Genomic DNA, 21,301 nt, shown 5'->3' with positions numbered 1-21,301 from the left:
TTTACAGCTTAACCCCACTTTGTGCAGGTGAGACACCATCAGCAAACAAAACCACATCGCTGATATCAGCATCATTTGCAACTGGAGCGACACTTGGGTTGAGTGGGTAGCTGACACCAGAGTATGACAGTGTGTGTTTCGCGGCTGTTGCACCGCCGCCACTGACGTTGAAGATCAGATCCTGCCAGCCGTGGTTTTGCGATTTACCTAAGCGTATGTCGCCCTTAACCAATGTCACTCGGCTATTGAAGCGCCAATTATCTTGATGGTTTTCGAAAATTAGCAGTGTACAGCCACCAGAACCACACCAATCGAGTTGGGCGAACAGCTCTTCTTTACCGTCGCCATTGAGGTCGTAGGTTAACCAGCGGTATTTGGTGTCGTCAGGTGAGCTGCTGTTGATCTTAAAATACTCGCGGATCGCTTGGTCGACTTTTGGATCAAGTTGATCGCTAGAGTTGACCTGCTTTGCGGTTAGATCCACGGCCGTGGTCGTGTTCACTTGTGCCTGTTCACTCTTGGCCTCAAATAGCACCAGACCACCATTGGCAATCGGATAGACAACGTTGCCCACTTTTTCTTTCTCAGCGACCAGCTTACCGTTATTGAGCGTGAAGATACGCTCTGAGATCAGGTATTGCTGCTGGTGGCGAGTCATCACAACTTGAACCTGATTTTGGTTGAGTTGCTGCCAGAAGCCTTGTTCAACAATCGAAGGATCGCCATTGCTGTAAGAGTAAGTCGTGATCGCGCTGTGGTCATCGTTGAGCTCTAGGTTAATTGAGAACCCAGAGTTTTGTGTTGAGCTTGCGAAGTAGAGTCCGCTCCAGTCCAGAGTTGGATCTTGGTTAGATACTGTTGCACAACCGTTGTATTTGTTGTCATTAAGGTTGAGTTTCGCTTCCCAGCCATAGATCGAATCGCTCATGCCGTCGCTGCAACTCTCTTTTGTAAGGTTGAGTTTGCCTTGCGCTGCTTTACCTTCTAATTGGTAATCACGACTGCTTGGTGTGGTGCGGCTTGATTCAATATCGAGGATCTGTGGCTGTTCGCCCATCTTAGTGTATTTGAGCTGGTCTTTATCGAAGCTTGCTGACCAGAAAGGTTCATTGCCGAATACACGTGTTGAACGCAAGGGTTGGTCACAACGATCAGGGTTTTCTGCGGTTAGGATATTCACTTGATCAACCACGAAACGTGCCGTGAAATCTGCGTTATACCCTGTTTGGCTCGGTACGGTTAGATGACCAATCAGCTCGCCGTATAAGGCTTGGTAAGGTCTCGCTGAGAGCCCTTGCGCTTCTAATGCGAGTTCTGGTGTTAAATCTAACCAGTATTGTTGTTGGCTACCGCAAGGGGTGAAGGTTCGGCTTTCGTGGCCAACCACAACCTGACCACGCATGATGAAGGTTTGCGGTTGAATGCTCAGTGGCTCATCCAAGGTTGCTGGTGGAACTTCAGATTGTTGCGGCGTATCTGGCGCCGTTACACAACCTTGTAGCGCGAATGCGACTAGCCATGTCACTGGGTTTTTCATTACCTTCATGTTATATCTTCCTCGGAGCAACCGTTAATTGGATTTATTATGGCATATTGGTTATTTAAAACAGAACCCGACACCTTTTCTATTCAGACTCTTAGAGTACAAAAAACCTCTTGTTGGGAGGGTGTACGCAACTATCAGGCTCGAAACATGATGCGTGATGATGTCAAGCTTGGAGACTTGGTGATGATATACCACTCATCATGTAAAAAAGTTGGCGTAGCAGGGATCGCAAAAGTAACCAAAGAAGCCTACCCAGATCATTTTCAATTCGATCCCGAGAGTGATTACTACGATCCTAAATCTTCTCCTGATAATCCTCGCTGGATTATGGTGGATGTCGAGTTTGTACGAGTGACTGAGCGTTTGATTCCCTTAGCAACATTGAAAGCCATGCCAGAGCTATCAGAAATGCCATTGGTGAAGCGCGGTAATCGCTTGTCCATCATGCCTGTTACTGAACAGGAGTGGCTGGCCATCTTAAGCAAAGAAGTACTCGGTTCTCGCTAACCTTAGAGGAAGCTTTTAGCGTAAGGTTCAAAAAAGGCAGCCATTGGCTGCCTTTATGTTTTTATTGGGACTGCTTAGAGTAGGTGTTTTTCTAAGTAGTGAGCAACGGCGTCGTCTGCGTTGCTGCCAATCACTTCATTGTCTGGCAGAGCTTTCATCACTTTCTCGTGTGATGTGCCCATGATCAGGCCTTTACCCGCCATAGCTAGCATCTCAGCATCATTCATACCATCACCAAAGGCGATGCAGTTATCAAGAGTCAGGTTCAGTGATTTCGCAACCGCGTCTAACGCATGGCCTTTCGATACTTCTGCTGCCATCACTTCTAGACACCAAGGTGTTGAGAAAGCGATGTTCAGTTTGTCGCCAAACATGTCTCTTAGCTTTTGTTCAAACGTCACTAGGTATTCATGGTCTTGTTCTGGGTGTGTGAAGAAAACTTTCGCAATGCCATCACTCGGCGCGTTGTCAGCTTCAAATCGCTTGTAGCTAAAGCCAGACTCACTGTGGAACTTAGCCAGCATTTCATCTTCACGATCCAGCAACCAATCTTCATTTTGGTACATGTGAATGAAGATGTTTGGATCTTGGCGAACCACATCAATAACAGGCTGAACTAAATCCTGAGGCACGTTCTGGCTATACATTAGCTGATCATTTTGGTCGTGTACGCGCGCACCGTTTGAAGTGATCATGTAGGCCGGAATACCAGCAATCTCTCGAATACCCGCAACATCGACATGGTGGCGACCCGTCGCGAAGATAAAGGTGTAACCTTGGTCGTGTAACTTCTTGAGTGTCAGCTTGGTAAAATCGCTTAACTGATGGTTGGGAGCCAGAAGCGTACCATCTAAATCAGAGGCAACGATTTTCACGGAATCTTTAAGTGCAGGAATAGTCATTTAACCCTCATTGCAAAATGCTTAACCAATATCGACACCAGCCAATGCTAGCGCCCTTTGAAATACAATATCTCTATCTAGAAATTGTATGCCAAATTCATGCAAGAAAAGAGGGCAAAGCTCACTTACTTCTCTTCCTCTTTAGCACATATCTTCTTGGTAGGTTGCTTAGCGTGTTAGCTCTGGGAAAAAAACTGATTGATCGCATCCAGTGTTTGATTGCGGTATTCATCTTGCTCAAACAACACTTCATGCCTAGAACCTTCAATCAACTTAAACTGGCAATTAGAGTTGGTTTTCTTCAGTTTAGAGATGAACTTTACTTGGGCACTGTTGCTGACAATCTTCTCTTCCCCTGCTTGAATCAAAAGCAGTGGGATTTTGATTTGGCGAGTTTGTTGGATGGCCTGCTTGGCTGCCATTAACCCTTGCCACACCCAGCGTGTGCTCGGTCCGCCTACCTGCAAAGAGGGTGACTCGTCATACAAACGGCGGAACCACTGATAGCGAACCTTGCTGTGGCTCAGTAAGTTGTTTTCGAAAGGTTTTGAGTAATACGCTTGTTGGCCTGGCGCATAAGTTGGTTTAGCGTGATACGCGGTAAGCACTTGTCCAACAACCATCGCGATAGGTTTTAGGTACCATTCAGTGTTGATGCCAAACATCGGCGCACACAGGGTTACCTTATCAAACGGGTGATCCGGATGAGTCTGTAGATAGCGAGTCGCGATGGTACTGCCCATTGAATGTGCAAGAAGATAACGCTCGGTATATTTACTTAAGTCAAAACTGGCAATGATGTCAGACATGTCTGATGCATAATCATCGAACTCATGAATGTGACCAATGTCAGAGTCTGTTACCATACGTTCCGACTGACCTTGACCTTGGTGGTCAAATGAATAAACGTCATAGCCTTGTTGATAGAAATCATAAAAGAGTTCTTGGTATTTTAGGCAGCACTCGATACGGCCATTTGAAATAACGATGGCTTTGGTATGAGTCGGTGAGGTTAGGCTACACCAGTACAGCTTCTTTTTACCGGATGATGTTACATACCCATCTTTTCGTTGTTGCCAAAGAGTGGGGATCGGGTGTTTAATCGCTTGCTCGAACTGAGGTTCTTGCGTGTACGAAAACGGGGCGACGCTGTGGTTTTCCATGGGAAATTACCTGAACTGGTGCATGTGAGAGCTTTATCGCTACTAATGTTGTTAGATTAAAGAACTAGTAAGGAAATGCAAATGGATACTCATGTTTGGCTTGCTTATGTCGTCACGGCGATATTGTTTAGTTTGGCTCCGGGTTCAGGTACCGTTAACTCAATCAGCAATGGACTAAGTTATGGTACCAAGAAGTCGCTCGCGTCGATCGCAGGCTTACAGCTCGGTCTTGCATTCCACATAATGCTGGTGGGCGCGGGTATTGGCGCATTAGTCGCTCAATCTGCGTTGGCATTCACTATCATCAAATGGGTGGGCGTGATTTACCTTCTTTGGTTGGGTATTCAAAAGTGGCGTGACAACTCTAGCTTAGTGGCTTCACAAGAAAACTCGACGCTATCGAGTGGCAAGCTGCTTAGAAATGCGGTGCTGATTAACCTTACCAACCCAAAATCTATCGTATTTTTGGTGGCTTTGTTTCCTCAATTTATCGATCCCACACAACCACAAGCACCGCAGTTATTAGTGCTAGGTGTGACGACGGTATTCATTGATAGCGTTGTTATGTTGGGCTACACCTCATTAGCTTCACAAATGGGACGTTTTATTCGTTCAGATCGCATAATGGGTAAGATAAATAAAATCTTTGGTGGTATGTTCATGGGCTGCGGCGCATTGCTGGCTGCCGCTAAAGCCTAGTGAAAGCAATAGAGTTATAGTTAAATCAATTAGAGTTATCAAGAAATGACCGCTACGTACGTTGCTCGACAACCTATCTTAAACCGTAACAAGAACACACTTGGTTATGAGCTGCTGTTTCGTGACGGAGAAAGGAATGCCTATCCAGCGCATATAGAGTCTAACAGAGCAACGTATCGTCTGATTGTTGAGAATTTCTTGTCGGTTGGTCTTAACCCGTCGATCCCATCTTCACGTTGCTTTATTAACTTCCCGTATCAAAGCTTGATTCGTCGGTTGCCTTTGAGCTTGCCGAAAGACAAGGTTGTGGTTGAGATCCTCGAAACCTGCCAACCGACCGACGAATTATTAGAAGCCGTTAAAGAGCTATACCAAGCGGGGTACATGATTGCTCTAGATGACTTTACTTCGACGCCAGAATGGGAGCGTTTCCTTAAATACACACATATTGTTAAGCTCGATATCATGCAGATGGGCTTGGATGAGGCGTGTGATTTGGTAAAAGCTCATCAAGGGAAAAAGTTTAGCTTTCTTGCTGAACGAGTCGAAACCGAACAAGAATTCCAGCAAGCCAAAGAGGCGGGCTTTAAGTTCTTCCAAGGCTATTTCTTTAGTAAACCGGAAATCATCAAGACCAAGTACATCAGCCCTGAACAAGTGATTGCCATGGAGCTGTTCCAAGAAGTGTGTAAGCCGGATGTCGACTTCCAACGTGTCGAGAGCATCGTCGCGAAGGATGTCGCTTTGTCTTATAAGCTACTGCGCTTTGTGAACACAATGTCGCCTCGTCTTGAGGTAACTATTTCGTCATTCCGTCAGGCCTTGGTTTACTTGGGGCAAGAGAAGCTGAAAATGTTTGTTTCGCTGGCGGTGGCGTCTTATGTCTCTGATAAAAAGCCGAAAGAGTTGTATGGCTTGTCTTTACAGCGAGCGCAATTTTGTCAGCGTATGTCTCGTTATCAGGTATTTGAAGGGCACACTGAGCAAGCCTTTATGATTGGTTTGTTCTCATTGTTGGATGCATTGCTCGATCTATCGTTAGAGAATTTAGTTGAGCAACTGCCTTTGTGTAAAAGTATCAAGGTGGCTCTGCTACGTAGAGAAGGGCCATATGGTACCTTGCTCGCGCTTGAAGAGAGCTTTGAACATGCCGATTGGCAACAGCTTGATGAGCACTGCGCTGATTTAGGATTAAGCGTGGATCAGGTAAAAACGGAGCTTACCGAAGCTCGCCGTTGGAGTCATACCGTGACCAACAAGCTCTGATGTTTCTTCGTTAAACTTTTATGACAATTGAAACGCACGCCTTGACGTGCGTTTTTTTATAATTAATATATGCGCATATCCATATATGAGTATGTAGTTATGCTTCCTCACCAATTTTTTAAATTACTGTCTGATGAAACGCGAGTGCGTTGCTTAATGATGATTGTGCGCCAAGAGTGCCTCTCTGTTGGTGAGTTGACTCAGGCATTACAAGAAAGTCAGCCAAAGGTTTCACGCCACCTTGCGCAGTTGCGCTCAAACGGCATTTTGACTGACGTTCGCCAAGGACAATGGGTTTTCTACCGCTTGTCCAAAGATTTACCGGGTTGGATGCTAAAGTTAATTGATGACCTTATCGCATCGAACTGTTTGAAAACTGAATATCAACAAGACATTGAACGCCTAGAAGCTATGACTTCACGCCCTCAATGTTGCGTTTAATTGAATATTTTTAGATTCCCCACTAGCTGAGAGAGCATACGATGACAGTTAAAGTAGGTATTAATGGTTTTGGCCGCATCGGCCGTCTAGCACTTCGCGCAGCATTCGATTGGGCAGAGCTAGAGTTTGTACAAATTAATGATGTAGCGGGCGATACCGCAACGTTAGCACATCTTCTAGAGTTCGATTCAGTTCAAGGTCGTTGGAACCACGAAGTTTCGGTTGAAGGCGATGAGATGATCATCAACGGTCAACGCATCAAAACCACCAAAGAGCGCGACATCGATGCGATCGATTGGTCTGGCTGTGATGTGGTTATCGAAGCGACCGGTGTTCACCGTAAGACTTCTTTCCTAAACAAATACCTAGAGCAAGGCGTGAAGCGTGTTGTGGTATCAGCGCCAGTGAAAGAAGAAGGCATCGCAAACATCGTTGTTGGTGTGAACGACAACATTTTTGAACCAGCAGTACACAAAATTGTGACGGCTGCGTCTTGTACCACTAACTGCATCGCTCCAGTAGTGAAAGTGATCAACGAGAAGCTTGGTATCGAGAATGCGTCATTCACAACGATTCATGATCTAACTAACACGCAAACCATTCTAGATGCGCCACACAAAGATCTACGTCGTGCACGTGCATGTGGCATGAGCTTAATCCCAACAACAACTGGCTCTGCGAAGGCGATTGTTGAGATCTTCCCTGAGCTAGAAAACCGCATCAACGGCCACGCGGTTCGTGTACCACTAGCGAACGCGTCTCTGACTGACATCATCTTCGAAGTGAAGCAAGACACGACGGCAGAAGAAGTGAACGCGATGTTGAAAGAAGCATCTGAGAACGAGCTAAAAGGCATCCTTGGCTTTGAAGAGCGCCCACTTGTGTCTATCGACTACAAAGGTGACCAACGTTCAACCATCGTAGATGCACTATCAACTATGTTGGTAGGTAAGCGCATGGTTAAGATCTACGCTTGGTACGACAACGAAATGGGTTACGCGACACGTACCGCTGAGTTAGTGCGTACCGTTGGTTTAGCTTAATACTCTTCATACTTGAAGCTGCAGCGTTGTTAACTGCGTAAGTTCACTGGAGCGCCGGCCGCCCTAATCACATAGAGCCCCTATGCTCATAGGGCTGAACTTCATTCCTTTGTAGGGAAAAGGTTACCTAGCTGCAACTCCAATTATTTTGAGTATTGGTTCTATAAGAATTTAAGAGATAACACTATGACACACCCAACATGGCAACTAGACCTTGAACAAGGCGCGCTGATTCTGACTCCATGCCCAGGTACTAAAGACGCTGATCTTGATACATCTCTGGCACAACTGAAAGAGCAAGGCGTTGAAGCTATTGTGACTGCGCTCGATGATGCAGAGCTAGCAAGCAAAGACGTGGCAGCACTTGGCGAGAAAACGCGTGCGCTAGGCATGCAGTGGTTCCAAATCGAAATCGAAGACGATTGTGCTCCGGGTGCTGAGTTTGCGGCGAAATGGTCTGCAGCAAGCCCAGAGCTACACAAAATTGTTGATAGTGGCGCTAAGGTAGCAATGCACTGCATGGGCGGCTCAGGTCGTACCGGTTTGTTCGCGGCTCATCTGCTTTTAGAAAAAGGCTGGGATCTCGACAAGATCGTTCAAGAAGTTCAAGCACTGCGTCCAGGTGCTTTCACTAAACCTATCCAGGTTGAGTACATCAATGGCGTAGCGAATAGCTAATAGTCATCGGTGTTAGACAAGGAGCTTTTGGTATCTGGAGTGTTAAGCTTATCGTGATCCAAAAGCTCTTTTTGTTTTGATTGCAGAGATAGCATTATGTTTTCAAATCTAAGTAAGAGCGTTCGCCAATACATGTTGGTGACTTTCAACTACTGGAACTTCACCATTACCGATGGTGCACTTCGTATGCTGGTGGTCCTGTATTTCTACGACCTTGGTTACAGTTCGTTAGAGATCGCCTCACTGTTCCTTTTCTATGAATTCTTTGGTGTGGTGACGAACCTAATCGGTGGCTGGCTGGGGGCGCGTCTTGGCCTCAATAAGACCATGAACATTGGCCTCGGGATGCAAGTCTTTGCCTTGGGTATGTTGGCATTGCCATCGGCTATGTTGACTATTCCTTGGGTAATGGCAGCGCAGGCCTTGTCAGGTATCGCTAAAGATCTCAATAAGATGAGTGCCAAGAGCTCAATCAAAACCTTGGTACCGGATGAGCAGCAAGGTGCTTTGTATAAGTGGATTGCGATTCTGACTGGGTCTAAGAATGCGCTGAAGGGTGCAGGCTTCTTTATTGGTGGTTTGTTGCTTTCAACGATTGGCTTCCAATACGCTGTGCTTGCGATGGCAGTCGTGTTGGCATTAGTCTTCGTTGGCAGTGTGTTGAGCTTAGAAGCGGACATGGGTAAAGCGAAAACCAAGCCTAAATTCAAACAGATCTTCTCTAAGTCTGAATCCATCAACATCCTATCTGCAGCGCGTATGTTCCTATTTGGTGCCCGTGATGTGTGGTTTGTGATTGCTTTGCCGATTTACCTAGGCAGTGTGTTTGGTTGGGATCATTCATGGGTTGGTGGTTTCTTAGCTGCTTGGACTATCGCTTATGGCTTTGTACAGGGCATTGCGCCGAAGATTACTGGTAAAGCTCAAGGCAAGGTGCCAGATGGCCATGCTGCGCTGTTATGGGCAGGTGCGCTGGCTATCGTGACTGCTGCTATCGCTTATGCAGTACAGATTGGTTGGCAACCAGAGCTCGTTATCGTGGGTGGTTTGATGGTATTTGGTGCCATCTTTGCGGTGAACTCATCACTTCACTCATATTTGATTGTGAGTTATGCGAAAGGCGATGGCGTTTCTCTTGATGTCGGTTTCTATTACATGGCAAACGCGATGGGCCGTTTGATTGGCACGATATTGTCGGGCTTGGTATTCCAAATGGCAGGTTTGTCTGCGTGTCTGTGGGTTTCCTTCGCATTCTTAGCTATAACGACGGTGATCTCTCTGCGTTTACCTAAAGTACCGCAAATCTCAGCGGCATAAGCTTCAGCCGCATGAGTAAGAGCTCAAGTCGCATAAGCTAGCGTCGTATGAGCTAGCGTCGTATGAGCTAAATTCGCGATAAGCATCTCCTTTAACACTAAGCTGACTTGGTATTTATTCCGGTCAGCTTTTTTATTGCTATAGTAGAATGATTGAATATTAATCAGGCATTTACATGAAGCAGCGAATTCTCTTTTTTGATTTAGCACGATGTGTCGCGGCCGTAGCGGTTATCGCGATTCATGTTTTGGCGCCTTATCGCAATGAATTGGGCACTATTCCTTTCGGTGAATGGTTTACTGCCATTACGGTAAACGGTTTCAGCCGCTGGGCAGTACCTGTTTTCATTTTGATTACTGGCGCACTGATGCTCAGTGATCAGCGCCCGTTTGACGCCAAATACTACCTCAAGCGTCGTCTGGGTAAGGTACTGATACCTTTCATTGTCTGGTCGCTTTTCTATACCTATCTTTCGGGTTGGTCGGCAATAGGCTTTGATGCCGACGTCAGTTGGGACGTGTTGCTTAATAGCTACCATCATTACACCTATTACCACCTTGGTTTCTTCTATTACTTCATCCCGCTCTACTTTGTGATTCCGTTCTTGCAGATCATGGTCAGAAAGTACGGTGATAGATCTGTCTATGCCTTTACGGCGGTATGGTTGTTCACAACATTGCTGTTCTTACTGAAAATCGATGGCCCTTGGAGTCACGAGTTGTGGTTGTACACCGGTTACTTACCATTGGGTTACTTGCTGTATAAGATTGTGCCACTTAACAAGATGACAGTTGGCGTGAGTGTATTACTGGGTGGATTTGCGTTACTAACCACGGTTTACATGGTGGTTGATGCAAGCTTGGTGGCAGAAGAGTACACGGTAGGGCGCTGGTTATCTTACAAGACGTTGAATACCGTATTAGCAGCGAGCATGGTGTTCATGGTATGCCGTTACTATGGTGAAGGCTTGTCTGAGAAGAGTAACCAAGTAGTTGGCTTTATCAGTAAGCACAGCTTAGGTATTTACCTGCTGCACCCTATTGTCTTGTGGCCAATGAAAGAGTTCGGTTGGTACCAAGGACATCCAGCTTGGGTTATTCCATTATGGATTGTGATCAGCGGAGCTGGCGCGTTATGGATGAGCTGGTTGGTCTCTAAGTCAGAGAAAACACGTTGGTTATTGCCTTAGCGGTGAGTGCTAAGGCTTTCTGATGGATTGCTTAGGGGAGACAGTTGAAGCGGCTGACGTTTAGCGCTTCAACGCAAAGTGTAAGAACTTATCGCCTTGGTAGGTTAAGGTTCCTTTGTCGCCCGGGTTAAGGGCGTGGAAGTAGTGGATGCCGACTTGGAATTCTCGCTTCGGACCAACCACACCACGTTGAACGTAAATCCAGTACTCTTGATCTTCTTGGCCAGGTTCTGCGTCAGGAAGGTCGATGGATTGTTTGTCTAACACCGTGACATTCACTTTCTTCTCTGGCGCATTTTCACCTTGCGAGTGTTTTCTATAGAAACCAATAAATACCCAAGCCGCTAGAGCAGCGAGTGCAAAGATGGCAAAAAAGAGTGAATTAGGCATATAACCTCCATGTAGTCGTGATGGTTATTCTAGTCTTTCAGGCAATAGGGATATGTGTTTAAAGCCGTTATTCGTGAACTGTTGTAAGCCAAGCTGATTATTTTTCGGCAGACATCACATTTAATGGCCAGTTTGGGATAAAGCATTGTTATTTATTGTCTCTTTCTCTCGTAAATAACAGTGATTTTGTATAAGAATAGGGAAATGCTCGACTAGACTTATAGTGTGGAGTGGGAGGGCCAAGATGACCGATATTGAAAAAGTGGTGACAAGAACTCGCAATATAGAGAAATTATTGAGGCTTCAATATCATGCCGAAGGCGAAGGATTGCATGAGCTTGTAACAAGCTGTGAAGAAAGGTTACCGCACGATATGGTGAGTAAGCTGCGTTATATCGCAACGTGTCGTAACAAGGTAGTCAATGAACATGAGGCTAAGTTGGAAGACCAACATAAATTCATCATGATGTGTAACGACTGTGAGAAGGAGCTGACTCCACGTAGTGGTCGTTTTATCTGGCGAGTTGCGATTTTACTGATGATGGCAATGACTTTAGCTGCCGCAGGTTTCTATTATGCGAACTGGGATGTGCTAACACTGCATCTGTTTTCGAAGTGAAAAAATTGAACAAAAAAAGGGACGCTCATGGCGTCCCTTTTTTTTATCTGTAACTTGCTTAGTACATCATCGGTAGTGTCATTAGACCTACAACTACCGCGATCATTACAAGTCCTTGTCTTTGCGAAGATGAAATCATAACACTACTCCTAAATTTGGTTGTCTCTCGCTATGTTTTAAAGAATAGCCCACTTATAGGTTTAGATCAAGAATTACTTTCGAAAGCTCCAAAAGTAGTAGAAAACTATTAGTTTTTGGCTTGTTTGGCTCTGTTTAACTGTGTATTTTGGTGTGTTCTTATTTTGTTCGTTGTGATTCATGTTTGTTCTTATTTATCTTAAGTTGCTGTTTTATAATGGTTGTTATGTGTGATTTATATTGTTAAAGGTTGTTAAACTGTATTAATGGGGGTTGGTGGTGGTGAGGTTTGTTTTGGTTAGTTTTTTAAATTTTCGGCTTGGTTTTTGTGGCGGTTTTTACCGGGGGCTTGAAATAACCTGACAAAACTGGGCTTTAAAAAAGAAAACTGGCTACTTTACAAGTCTAGGGTTGGTTGGTGTTTTTATTTTCCTATTAAACTTGAGTTTATCTCTTTAAGTTATTGTTATTGTTTGCTTTAAATGTGTTTATTTTAATTTTTCAAGTGTGGTTTTTGGCGGAATATGGTCGGTTTTGGTGGGTCTGATAGGTTAGAATTGACCAAAATTCAAGTATGATGACTCTAATGCCATTTTGAATGGGTTTTATGATGATTCGCGCTAGTTTTAAACGAATGGCCATTGTCACGGTAGTAATTGTTACGACTTCAATCTAAAGAGACTCTTTTTAGTGGAAGCGTAATCAAGATCCAACTTTGAGGCGCTGAGGCTTTACATCAACACTCGTGTGCCTAGACTGGCGACGATTTAAAGCAATAGGGCAAATGGTATGTGGAGTTGGTTGGCGGTTTCCTTGTCTGGTATCGGAGCAATAGCAGGAACGAAACATGGACATATCGGTCAGGCCTTATCGTATAAGGTTTTTACCTTTGTATTATTAGCGACCATTGCTTTAACTCAATCTGTCGTTGCTGATTTTACCTATTGGGTCGTTGCTGGGTTGGCGGTTTCTGCGATCGCAGATGTCTTGCATACTGTTACTCAAAAACGTTCTCTGCATTTTGTTTGCTTCTTGTTGGCTCAGCTCTGTTACAGCAAAGCATTTTGGTTACAGCTATCAGGAGAAATGGTCTGGTGGTTGTTCGCGCTGCTGTTGGCGGCTTGTGTCGTTGCTTTCTTCTTATTACTGCCTCGCTTAGACAAACTCGTCTTTCCTGTGGTTATCATGGGTATTGTGCTTATTCAGCTTGCATGGGCTTCTGGTGAACTCTGGTTGCTTGATCCTCAACTGTCGCATGCGGTGGGCTTTGCTGGTTGTGCCGTGTTGCTGCTTTCGGCATTAGCATACGCGCTAAATTTCTATCGTAGCCCAATTAAGGGTGCCTACTTTTGGGTGACGGGCAGTTACTTTCTGGCTCACGCTCTCATTGTTGCTTCCCTTACCATTTAGGGTAGAGCTAGCTTAACTCTGAGCTACATCAAGACAGCTCAGATGAAAGTAGGTACTCTACATCTACTTCATTAAACATGAGATAGAGTTATGACTACCGAAATTCATGCACACAACGTTTTAAATCTACTGAGTGAAAAGCCACTGACTCGCGAAGAGTTGACGCAGGAGCTTGCTCAAACTTATGGCGCAGAAGCGCGCTTTCATACCTGTAAGCTGAACGGCCTGGATTTAGATGGATTGCTGAAGTTTTTCTTGAAGATGGAAAAGGTCGTAGTTATTGATGACAAGCTTTGCACTAATCGCGAACGTGTGTGTAACCACTAATTCCCAGTGACTTGGTTTTTAGAGCCTTTTGGCTTTTATAGATTAAGAGGAGTGGATGCGATGTTTTCGGTTCCACTCTTTAAATTACCTTTCTACCTTTCTATTTGCTCTCGAAAAATTCCCTTCTAATTACATAAGTTAATCCTTTTATTACTGCGTTCGAAAATCAATGTTGAGGCTGCTATACTCCGCGCACTTACGCTTTTCGAGACAAACTTATGGAAATTTTATCTGCAGCGACCATGCTGTTTCTTATTATGGATCCGCTTGGTAATCTACCAATCGTGCTCTCTATCCTTAAGCATATTGATCCGAAGCGTCGCCGTATTGTTCTTGTTCGTGAACTGATGTTTGCGCTGATTATTCTGCTGTTGTTCTTGTTTGCTGGTCAAAGCATCATGAACTTCCTGCACGTGCAGCCTGAAACCTTGAGTATCTCTGGCGGTATTATTCTGTTCATCATCGCGATTAAGATGATCTTCCCAAGTGCGGGCAGTATTACCGGCCTTGCGGCGGGTGAAGAACCGTTTATTGTGCCGATGGCGATCCCAATGATTGCTGGCCCTTCAGTTATTGCGGCATTGATTCTGTTGTCGACTCAGCACCCTGACAATATGTTAGAGCTTTCAGGCGCGGTGATGCTGGCTTGGGGGGCTACCTTCTTTATTCTGATGTTTAATGGTTTCTTCCTGCGAGTGCTGGGTGAGAGGGGCCTTAAAGCCATCGAACGCTTGATGGGCTTGTTGCTGGTTATGTTGTCGACGCAAATGTTCCTAGATGGTGTGAAAGGCTACATGGCTTAATGTCGTTACCACAGTAAATAAAAAAACGCCGCTCAAATGAGCGGCGTTTTTGTTTCACTGTTTCTGTCATGATGTTTTCTGTAGCTAAGCGTTTTATATCTGAGCTTAAGCTTGATTACATCATGTGTTTGCGTCGGATATCGAGTAAGGCAAAGACGCCGAAAATCAATATTGACCACTTCTCCCAACGTGACATCTCGATCTTATCGCCGAATGCACCGATGAAAATCAGCATCTGCAGGCCGTGCATGAAGAACAAGAATGCTGTCATGATATAAAGCGCAATCGCAGCATTACCCGGGAACGGGTAGAAAATATTTACGATTAAGATAAACCAAACAAAGGCGATGGCTGCTTTTGCTAGTGGAAGCAAGAACTTCATTCAATAACTCCTATTCTTCAGTGATTCGATTGAACAGTCGGTAGCTTGACTGTCCGGTGGTCTTGTCGCGATGCAATTCCCAGTTCTCTGGCATAGCTTCGAGTTTCAGTTCTTTTTCTGTCTCGACGTAAATGATGGCATTGTCTGCAAGCCAACCGTTACTCTCAAGCAGTTGTACTGTTTCTGCCAGTAAGCCTTTACGAAATGGTGGATCAAGGAAAACCATATCGTAAGGAGTGCCCGGTTTCTTAAGGAAAGAGATAGCATCAGTATTCACGACATTGATGTTGTCTGCTTTGAGCTCTTTCGCGTTATCAGAAAGCTGTTTGGCTGCCTTTTGATTCATTTCGAGCAGTGTCACCATTTTTGCTTGGCGAGAAGCTGCTTCAAAACCTAGACCGCCAGAACCAGCAAATACATCCAAGCAAGTTGAATGTGGGATATCTTGAGCCACCCAGTTAAAGAGTGTCTCTTTTACTCGGTCAATGGTTGGGCGTAATCCTTCTAAATCATGAACTGGTAGCTTTCTACCTCTCCATGAGCCACTAATAATTCGAACAAAGCCTCCGGATGGCTTTTTTTGTGATGTGTTTTGCTGGCGACGTCTTACCATAGATTTTTTGACCGCTAATAAAGTGATACTATACCGAGCCCAATTTAAGTGGGTTTGTGTATTAAATAAATTTGCAATGACAAAGTGTATCAAGCTAAAAGCAAACTTATCACTGCTTTGTCATTTTTCTTTACTATTCGTTTGTACAAGCTTGTATTGTATAACAATAGCAAAGAGTCGACGTGTATTAAGTCAATACAGCTAATTAGTAGATCTAGGAAACTCCTCTGATGACGGAAAAAAAGAAGCGCGGATTATTATCGTGGCTTGGTTTTGGTGAAGAAGAACAAAGCCTAAAAACTCAGAATGAAGCGAACGTAGAAAGCGTTGAAGATCAAACTGAAGTTGAATCACAAGTTGAGGCTGAACAGGTCGCGCCTGAAGCTGAAGTCGCTATGCCAACTGAATCTGAGCAAGCGCTTGAAGAAACTCAACAAGAGCAGCAACCTGTCGCAGCAGAAGCAGAAGCAGAAGCAGAGCAGGAAGAAGTGGTGGCTCCTCAAGCTAAGGTTGAAGAAGTACAAGAGAAGCCGACAGAAAGCTTCTTTGCTCGCCTTAAGCGCAGCCTAAGTCGTACTAAAGCAAACATCGGTGCGGGTTTCTTTGGTCTATTCAAAGGTAAGCAAATCGATGAAGATCTGTTTGAAGAGCTAGAAGAACAACTTCTGATTGCTGACGTGGGTATGAATACTACCGTTAAGATCATTGAAAACCTGACAGAAAAAGCATCTCGCAATGACTTAAAAGATGGCGAAGCTCTATATGGTTTGCTCAAAGAAGAGATGGCAGACATCTTAAGTCAAGTGGAACAGCCACTGGTTGTTGATACCACTAAAACACCTTACGTTATCTTAATGGTTGGTGTGAACGGTGTGGGTAAGACAACTACGATCGGTAAGTTGGCGAAACAATTCCAAAATGAAGGCAAGAAAGTGATGCTAGCTGCGGGTGATACCTTCCGTGCAGCAGCGGTTGAACAGCTTCAGGTTTGGGGTCAGCGTAACGATGTGCCAGTTATCGCTCAGCACACTGGTGCGGACAGTGCGTCTGTTATCTACGATGCGATTGAAGCAGCGAAAGCGCGTGGCGTTGATGTTGTGATTGCCGATACAGCGGGTCGTTTGCAGAATAAGAGCAACCTGATGGAAGAGCTACGCAAGATCGTTCGTGTAATGAAGAAGATTGATGACTCTGCACCACACGAAATCATGCTAACGCTAGATGCAGGTACGGGTCAGAATGCTATCAGCCAAGCGAAACTATTCAGTGAAGTGGCTCCGGTCACGGGTATTACATTGACTAAGCTAGATGGTACGGCGAAAGGTGGTGTGATTTTCTCAATTGCTGACCAGTTCCAGATTCCAATCCGCTACATTGGTGTGGGTGAAGGTATTGATGACCTGCGTCCATTTGAATCTAAAGACTTCATTGAAGCACTATTTAGCCGCGAAGAGTAACGCGAGTAGCAAAGTGGTTTATCCTTAATTTGCTACCGTTTTTAAATTTGATATTAGTGATCGTAAGAGGAATTTTCGGTGATCAAATTTCAGCAAGTGAGTAAAGCTTACCGAGGTGGAAGACAAGCGCTCCAAAAAGTAGACTTTCACCTGAAACGTGGAGAGATGGCTTTTTTGGGTGGGCACTCTGGGGCTGGTAAAAGTACCTTGCTGAAGTTGATCTGCGCGATAGAGCGTCCAACCGATGGACGAGTCTGGTTCAACGATCACGATATCACTCGTATCCCAGCCAAAGACATTCCTTTCTTACGTCGTAATATTGGGATTGTTTTTCAAGACCATCGCCTGCTGATGGATCGCTCGATCTTCGATAACGTTGCTCTGCCTATGCGCATTGAATCTATTTCTGAAAACGAAATAAAACGCCGAGTCAGTGCTGCGTTGGACAAAACAGGTTTACTAGACAAGGCCCGTTGTTTGCCAAGCCAACTTTCGGGTGGTGAACAACAACGCGTGGGTATTGCTCGAGCTGTGGTGAACCGCCCAACTCTGCTTTTAGCAGATGAGCCTACCGGTAACCTAGATCCTGAATTATCTAACCGTGTGTTGCGATTGTTTGAAGAGTTCAACCGCGCAGGTGTTACGATCATCCTAGCGACGCACGATATCGGGTTAGTGAACACTCGCCCTCAATACCGCCATCTTGAATTAAACCAAGGATTTTTGAGTGAGGTTGAAGACTATGGCCGCGAATAAGCGCATTAAGAAACCTCAATCTAATCGAGCAGCGAACCGCACCTCAAGCGACGGCTTCTTTATCGTTCACTGGAAACAAGCCAAGTCATCGTTCTCGCAAATGTGGCAGCGCCCGTTAGGCAACTTGCTGACCCTTGCGGTGATCTCAATGGCGTTGGCGATGCCAGCTTGTTTGTACCTATTGGGTAAAAATGTGGGTGAAGTAGCGCAAGATGTCACTAGCCCGTCACAAATAAGTGCTTATGTAGAGGATGGTATTCCTGAGCCCCGAGTAATGGTGCTTAAGGATGAAATCGAAAGTTGGGCTCAAGTCGAGCTGGTGGAGTACATCTCTCCACAGCAAGGGCTTGCAGACCTCAGCCAGTATTCTGGTTTTGAAGATGCCCTAACCATCTTAGACGATTATTCACTGCCAGGTGTGCTGGTGATTACGCCAAGCGTACACAGCGATACCCTAATTAAAGAACTGGCAGGCACAGTTAAACAACAAGAATTAGTCACCGATGTTCGTTTAGACGAAGATTGGTTAGCTCGATTAGATGCGATCAAAGCATTAGCGGCTGTCATCGTGATTACCTTAACGGTATTGATGTTGGGCGCGGTATTTCTGATTATCGGCAATACACTACGATTTAATGTGTTGGCGCATAAAGAAGAGATTCAAACCATGAAGCTGATTGGTGCGACCGACAGTTATATTCTTCGACCATACCTTTATGCAGGGATGTGGTTTGGCGTTTTAGGTTCGATTAGCGCTTGGGTAATGACGGCATTGATTACCGTATTACTGAACAGCGCAGTGGATGACTTGGCTCAGCTATACGACAGTCACTTCCGTTTAATTGGCCTGAGTTGGGATGAGTCTTTACTGCTTTTGATCGTCGGAACCCTGCTGGGTAGTGTGGCTGCGAAGCTTTCTGCACAGCGTCACCTAAAAGAAATTGAACCAGTTTAGGTGAATAGAGTCATATTTAGACGAAAAATAGGCACTTCTTAACCAGTTTTTGTCTTGTATAGACGAATTGATTATGCATAATTACTTCCCCCTCCTTGAAACCTGTTCATTTTAGGTTCAAGATTGTCGGGTTTTAATAGATGTATTACTCCAGATCAGAGATTGATGAGGAACCGAATGGCAAACCAAGCGTATCAAATGGCTTTAGTCACACAAGATAGTTTAGATAGCTATATCCGCTCAGCGAACAGCTACCCAATGCTGACACCTGAAGAGGAACGTGGACTTGCAGAGCGATTACATTACAAAGGTGAGATCGATGCTGCGAAAGGTTTGATCCTTTCCCACCTACGATTCGTGGTGCACGTTGCAAGAGGCTACTCTGGCTACGGGTTGCCAATGGCTGATCTCGTCCAGGAAGGTAACATCGGCTTGATGAAGGCTGTTAAGCGCTTCAATCCAGAAGTTGGTGTTCGATTGGTTTCTTTCGCAGTTCACTGGATTAAAGCTGAAATCCATGAATACGTTCTGCGTAACTGGCGCATCGTTAAAATTGCGACAACTAAAGCACAGCGTAAACTGTTCTTTAACCTTCGTAAGTCTAAAAAGCGTTTAGGTTGGTTTAATAACGGTGAAGTTGAGACAGTTGCTCGTGAGCTAGGTGTTGAGCCTTCTGAAGTTCGTGAAATGGAATCTCGCTTGGCGGCACAAGACGCGACGTTTGAAGCGCCTATGGACGATGACGACGGCGGTTCTGCTTACACAGCTCCAGTTTACTACCTAGAAGACAAAGCATCAGACGTTGCTGAAACGGTAGAAGCGGCTAACTGGGAGTCACACACCAATAATCGCCTAGGACTCGCACTAGCAAGCTTAGACGAGCGTAGCCAACACATTGTTCGCTCACGTTGGTTAGACGACAACAAAGCAACCCTGCAAGACTTAGCGGATACCTACAGCATTTCTGCAGAGCGTGTTCGCCAGTTAGAAAAGAATGCGATGAAGAAATTGAAGCAAGCCGTTGGCGATTTCTAATAGCATCTAGTTTCTATTAGCTTCTACCTTCTAATAGTAGAGCTAGCAAATAACTGAATTTTGAAAAGGCCGAGATCGAGAGATCTCGGCCTTTTTGTTTTGGATCGATTTCTCAACTTTTGCGATCGAAATTTGCAAAATGATTTTGTGGATAACTCTGTGAGAAGTTTATTCGTCAGCTGTCTAAAAGCAGGGTGTAGTAAGGCTTTGACGGGGTTTTTAGAGTGGGGATATTTTTCAGTTAACCCACAGTTAGATCAGGATCCTTACTACATGTTGTGGATCTATTTTTAAAAAGGCACTTTATTCACGCAATTCACAGATTTATCCACAAATGGTGTAAAAGTGATCGCTGGTGGATAACCTTATTAAGTGGATGTGAATGTTAGCCTTGGGATAGGTTACAATGGCAGCAAAGTAAATCAGTATAAAAGAGAAAGTCATGGACCAGTTTAAACATATCGATGTTAAAGGCGCTCAAGCCCTCATTGAACAAGGCAACGCTCGACTTGTCGATATACGTGACCCGCAGTCTTTTGCGGTTGCTCACTCACAAACAGCCTACCACCTGACTAACGATACAATGGTGTCGTTCATGGATGAGGTTGAGTTCGAACAACCTATCTTGGTGATGTGCTACCACGGTATTAGTAGCCAAGGTGCAGCACAATATTTAGTGAACCAAGGCTTTGAAGAGGTATATAGTGTAGACGGCGGTTTCGAAGCTTGGCACCGTGCTGAACTTCCTGTGATTGCTGGTTAATTACCTTTATCGCTTCAAGCATCTCTCATAGTATGAATAGGAAGTAACAATGATTAGATTGATGGTGTTAGACAACCCACGTCTTGCTCAAGCATTTATTGATTATATGGCGTCTCGTCAGATCCCTATTCAGATGTCTCCTGAGGGGGAAGGGCGTTTTGCTCTTTGGCTTATTGATGGTCAATTTCAGGTGGAAACTGAAGCTGAGCTCAACCGCTTTTTGTCGGAACCCAATCATAAGCGTTATCAAGCGGCGTCTTGGGATATGGCAGAGACTAGAAAGAGCAACTTTCATTATCACACGCCAAGCTTCATGGGCATGATAAAAGCCAAAGCTGGCCCAGTGACACTGAGTATCATGTTGGTGTGTGTGGTGATTTTTGCTTTGCAGCAGATAGGGTTCGGGCAAGCGATTTTTAACGCATTGCATTTCCCTGCGGTTGATGGGCAGCAATGGCAATTGTGGCGCTGGCTCAGTCATGCTGTTTTGCATTTCTCAGTTATGCACATCGCATTTAATATCTTGTGGTGGTGGCAACTGGGTGGAGATATTGAGAAAAAGTTAGGCGGTCTTAAGTTACTGCAAATATTTGCTGTCTCTTCTGCGCTTTCAGGTGCTGGGCAGTATTGGGTTGAGGGGGCGAACTTCGGTGGTTTGTCTGGTGTTGTGTATGCCTTGGTTGGTTACTTATGGGTTGTCGGTGCGAAGGCGCCGCAACTTGGTTTAGGTATTCCGAGACAGATTGTCGGCTTTATGTTGGTGTGGTTGGTACTTGGGTACATGCAGCCATTTATGGCTATCGCCAATACTGCGCATTTAGCTGGCCTAGCCGCTGGTGTGATTATTGGCTTTATCGATGCGATGAAAGCACCAAGCTCGGCAAGAAGCTAACTCATCTCTT

24 protein-coding genes are annotated in these 21,301 nt (G+C 45.0%); 18 read left to right on the top strand and 6 right to left on the bottom strand.

Features of this window, described 5'->3' with window-relative positions; genetic code table 11:
- Position 1 precedes the first annotated feature (1 nt).
- Positions 2-1,546, bottom strand: a complete 1,545-nt coding sequence (locus QQ041_RS19535) for a COG3650 family protein (RefSeq protein ID WP_285954870.1) — start codon at positions 1,544-1,546, stop codon at positions 2-4.
- Between the two features lie 39 nt (positions 1,547-1,585).
- Here QQ041_RS19535 and QQ041_RS19530 point away from each other — a divergent pair, with 39 nt between their 5' ends.
- Complete coding sequence (locus tag QQ041_RS19530) at positions 1,586-2,053, top strand: EVE domain-containing protein (protein WP_285954869.1); 468 nt, start codon at positions 1,586-1,588, stop codon at positions 2,051-2,053.
- Positions 2,054-2,127: 74 nt separating this feature from the next.
- Here QQ041_RS19530 and QQ041_RS19525 read toward each other — a convergent pair whose 3' ends face one another.
- Positions 2,128-2,955, bottom strand: a complete 828-nt coding sequence (locus tag QQ041_RS19525) for a Cof-type HAD-IIB family hydrolase (RefSeq protein WP_146489792.1) — start codon at positions 2,953-2,955, stop codon at positions 2,128-2,130.
- A gap of 176 nt (positions 2,956-3,131) precedes the next feature.
- Complete coding sequence (locus QQ041_RS19520) at positions 3,132-4,118, bottom strand: alpha/beta fold hydrolase (RefSeq protein ID WP_146489791.1); 987 nt, start codon at positions 4,116-4,118, stop codon at positions 3,132-3,134.
- A gap of 81 nt (positions 4,119-4,199) precedes the next feature.
- On the opposite strand from QQ041_RS19520, the gene rhtB reads away from it, so the two are divergent.
- The 7 genes from rhtB (at position 4,200) to QQ041_RS19485 (ending at position 10,751) form a co-directional block, all read left to right on the top strand.
- Entirely contained in the window at positions 4,200-4,817 is a 618-nt protein-coding gene (gene rhtB / locus QQ041_RS19515) for a homoserine/homoserine lactone efflux protein (protein WP_210447744.1), read from the top strand.
- 45 nt (positions 4,818-4,862) lie between these two features.
- The gene (locus tag QQ041_RS19510) at positions 4,863-6,083 is read left to right on the top strand and encodes an EAL and HDOD domain-containing protein (protein ID WP_285954868.1); all 1,221 of its coding nucleotides are present in this window, start codon (positions 4,863-4,865) and stop codon (positions 6,081-6,083) included.
- A 99-nt stretch (positions 6,084-6,182) separates the two neighbouring features.
- Positions 6,183-6,524, top strand: coding sequence for a helix-turn-helix transcriptional regulator (locus QQ041_RS19505; protein WP_146489789.1), 342 nt, complete (start codon positions 6,183-6,185; stop codon positions 6,522-6,524).
- A gap of 41 nt (positions 6,525-6,565) precedes the next feature.
- Positions 6,566-7,567, top strand: coding sequence for an ArsJ-associated glyceraldehyde-3-phosphate dehydrogenase (locus QQ041_RS19500; protein ID WP_285954867.1), 1,002 nt, complete (start codon positions 6,566-6,568; stop codon positions 7,565-7,567).
- Positions 7,568-7,753: 186 nt separating this feature from the next.
- On the top strand, positions 7,754-8,245 hold the full coding sequence (locus QQ041_RS19495; RefSeq protein WP_285954866.1) for a cyclin-dependent kinase inhibitor 3 family protein: 492 nt from the start codon (positions 7,754-7,756) through the stop codon (positions 8,243-8,245).
- A gap of 96 nt (positions 8,246-8,341) precedes the next feature.
- A complete protein-coding gene (gene arsJ / locus QQ041_RS19490; RefSeq protein WP_210447748.1) occupies positions 8,342-9,562 on the top strand; it encodes an organoarsenical effux MFS transporter ArsJ in 1,221 nt (406 codons plus the stop codon).
- Positions 9,563-9,737: 175 nt separating this feature from the next.
- Positions 9,738-10,751 (top strand): acyltransferase, encoded by a 1,014-nt coding sequence (locus tag QQ041_RS19485; RefSeq protein ID WP_285954865.1) that lies wholly within the window; start codon positions 9,738-9,740, stop codon positions 10,749-10,751.
- 60 nt (positions 10,752-10,811) lie between these two features.
- On the opposite strand, the gene QQ041_RS19480 is transcribed toward QQ041_RS19485, so the two are convergent.
- Positions 10,812-11,141 (bottom strand): DUF2500 domain-containing protein, encoded by a 330-nt coding sequence (locus tag QQ041_RS19480; RefSeq protein WP_017061032.1) that lies wholly within the window; start codon positions 11,139-11,141, stop codon positions 10,812-10,814.
- 244 nt (positions 11,142-11,385) lie between these two features.
- Here QQ041_RS19480 and QQ041_RS19475 point away from each other — a divergent pair, with 244 nt between their 5' ends.
- The 4 genes from QQ041_RS19475 to QQ041_RS19460 all read left to right on the top strand — a co-directional run bounded on the left by QQ041_RS19475 (position 11,386) and on the right by QQ041_RS19460 (position 14,438).
- Positions 11,386-11,760 carry a hypothetical protein gene (locus QQ041_RS19475; protein WP_004736595.1) on the top strand — a complete coding sequence of 125 codons (375 nt, stop codon included), beginning with the start codon at positions 11,386-11,388 and terminating at the stop codon, positions 11,758-11,760.
- Between the two features lie 927 nt (positions 11,761-12,687).
- The gene (locus tag QQ041_RS19470; RefSeq protein ID WP_146489784.1) at positions 12,688-13,308 is read left to right on the top strand and encodes a lysoplasmalogenase; all 621 of its coding nucleotides are present in this window, start codon (positions 12,688-12,690) and stop codon (positions 13,306-13,308) included.
- Between the two features lie 90 nt (positions 13,309-13,398).
- Positions 13,399-13,635 (top strand): YecH family metal-binding protein, encoded by a 237-nt coding sequence (locus tag QQ041_RS19465; RefSeq protein ID WP_017061034.1) that lies wholly within the window; start codon positions 13,399-13,401, stop codon positions 13,633-13,635.
- Positions 13,636-13,853: 218 nt separating this feature from the next.
- Positions 13,854-14,438: a YhgN family NAAT transporter gene (locus tag QQ041_RS19460; RefSeq protein WP_146489783.1), complete on the top strand. Its 585-nt coding sequence runs from the start codon at positions 13,854-13,856 to the stop codon at positions 14,436-14,438.
- Between the two features lie 115 nt (positions 14,439-14,553).
- Here the strand turns inward: QQ041_RS19460 and QQ041_RS19455 are convergent, their stop codons facing one another.
- Complete coding sequence (locus tag QQ041_RS19455) at positions 14,554-14,820, bottom strand: DUF1145 domain-containing protein (RefSeq protein WP_016784000.1); 267 nt, start codon at positions 14,818-14,820, stop codon at positions 14,554-14,556.
- A 10-nt stretch (positions 14,821-14,830) separates the two neighbouring features.
- Positions 14,831-15,433 carry a 16S rRNA (guanine(966)-N(2))-methyltransferase RsmD gene (rsmD, locus tag QQ041_RS19450; RefSeq protein WP_017061036.1) on the bottom strand — a complete coding sequence of 201 codons (603 nt, stop codon included), beginning with the start codon at positions 15,431-15,433 and terminating at the stop codon, positions 14,831-14,833.
- A gap of 230 nt (positions 15,434-15,663) precedes the next feature.
- Here rsmD and ftsY point away from each other — a divergent pair, with 230 nt between their 5' ends.
- The 6 genes from ftsY (at position 15,664) to glpG (ending at position 21,291) form a co-directional block, all read left to right on the top strand.
- Positions 15,664-16,890: a signal recognition particle-docking protein FtsY gene (gene ftsY / locus QQ041_RS19445; protein WP_285954864.1), complete on the top strand. Its 1,227-nt coding sequence runs from the start codon at positions 15,664-15,666 to the stop codon at positions 16,888-16,890.
- Between the two features lie 78 nt (positions 16,891-16,968).
- The gene (gene ftsE / locus QQ041_RS19440; protein WP_004736585.1) at positions 16,969-17,646 is read left to right on the top strand and encodes a cell division ATP-binding protein FtsE; all 678 of its coding nucleotides are present in this window, start codon (positions 16,969-16,971) and stop codon (positions 17,644-17,646) included.
- Positions 17,633-18,601: a permease-like cell division protein FtsX gene (gene ftsX, locus QQ041_RS19435; protein ID WP_285954863.1), complete on the top strand. Its 969-nt coding sequence runs from the start codon at positions 17,633-17,635 to the stop codon at positions 18,599-18,601. The genes ftsE and ftsX overlap by 14 nt, the downstream gene beginning before the upstream one ends.
- 177 nt (positions 18,602-18,778) lie before the next feature.
- Positions 18,779-19,636: an RNA polymerase sigma factor RpoH gene (rpoH, locus tag QQ041_RS19430; RefSeq protein WP_017055518.1), complete on the top strand. Its 858-nt coding sequence runs from the start codon at positions 18,779-18,781 to the stop codon at positions 19,634-19,636.
- 442 nt (positions 19,637-20,078) lie between these two features.
- A complete protein-coding gene (glpE, locus tag QQ041_RS19425; protein ID WP_048658877.1) occupies positions 20,079-20,399 on the top strand; it encodes a thiosulfate sulfurtransferase GlpE in 321 nt (106 codons plus the stop codon).
- A gap of 49 nt (positions 20,400-20,448) precedes the next feature.
- On the top strand, positions 20,449-21,291 hold the full coding sequence (gene glpG / locus QQ041_RS19420; protein ID WP_146489780.1) for a rhomboid family intramembrane serine protease GlpG: 843 nt from the start codon (positions 20,449-20,451) through the stop codon (positions 21,289-21,291).
- The last annotated feature ends 10 nt before the right edge of the window (positions 21,292-21,301 follow it).

Origin of the sequence: Vibrio sp. TMPB1044, from assembly GCF_030442075.1 — a bacterium.
In the GTDB taxonomy this organism is placed as follows: domain Bacteria; phylum Pseudomonadota; class Gammaproteobacteria; order Enterobacterales; family Vibrionaceae; genus Vibrio; species Vibrio satsumensis.
Note: the sequence above shows the minus strand (reverse complement) of the source record. Positions and strands in the feature narration are given on the sequence as shown.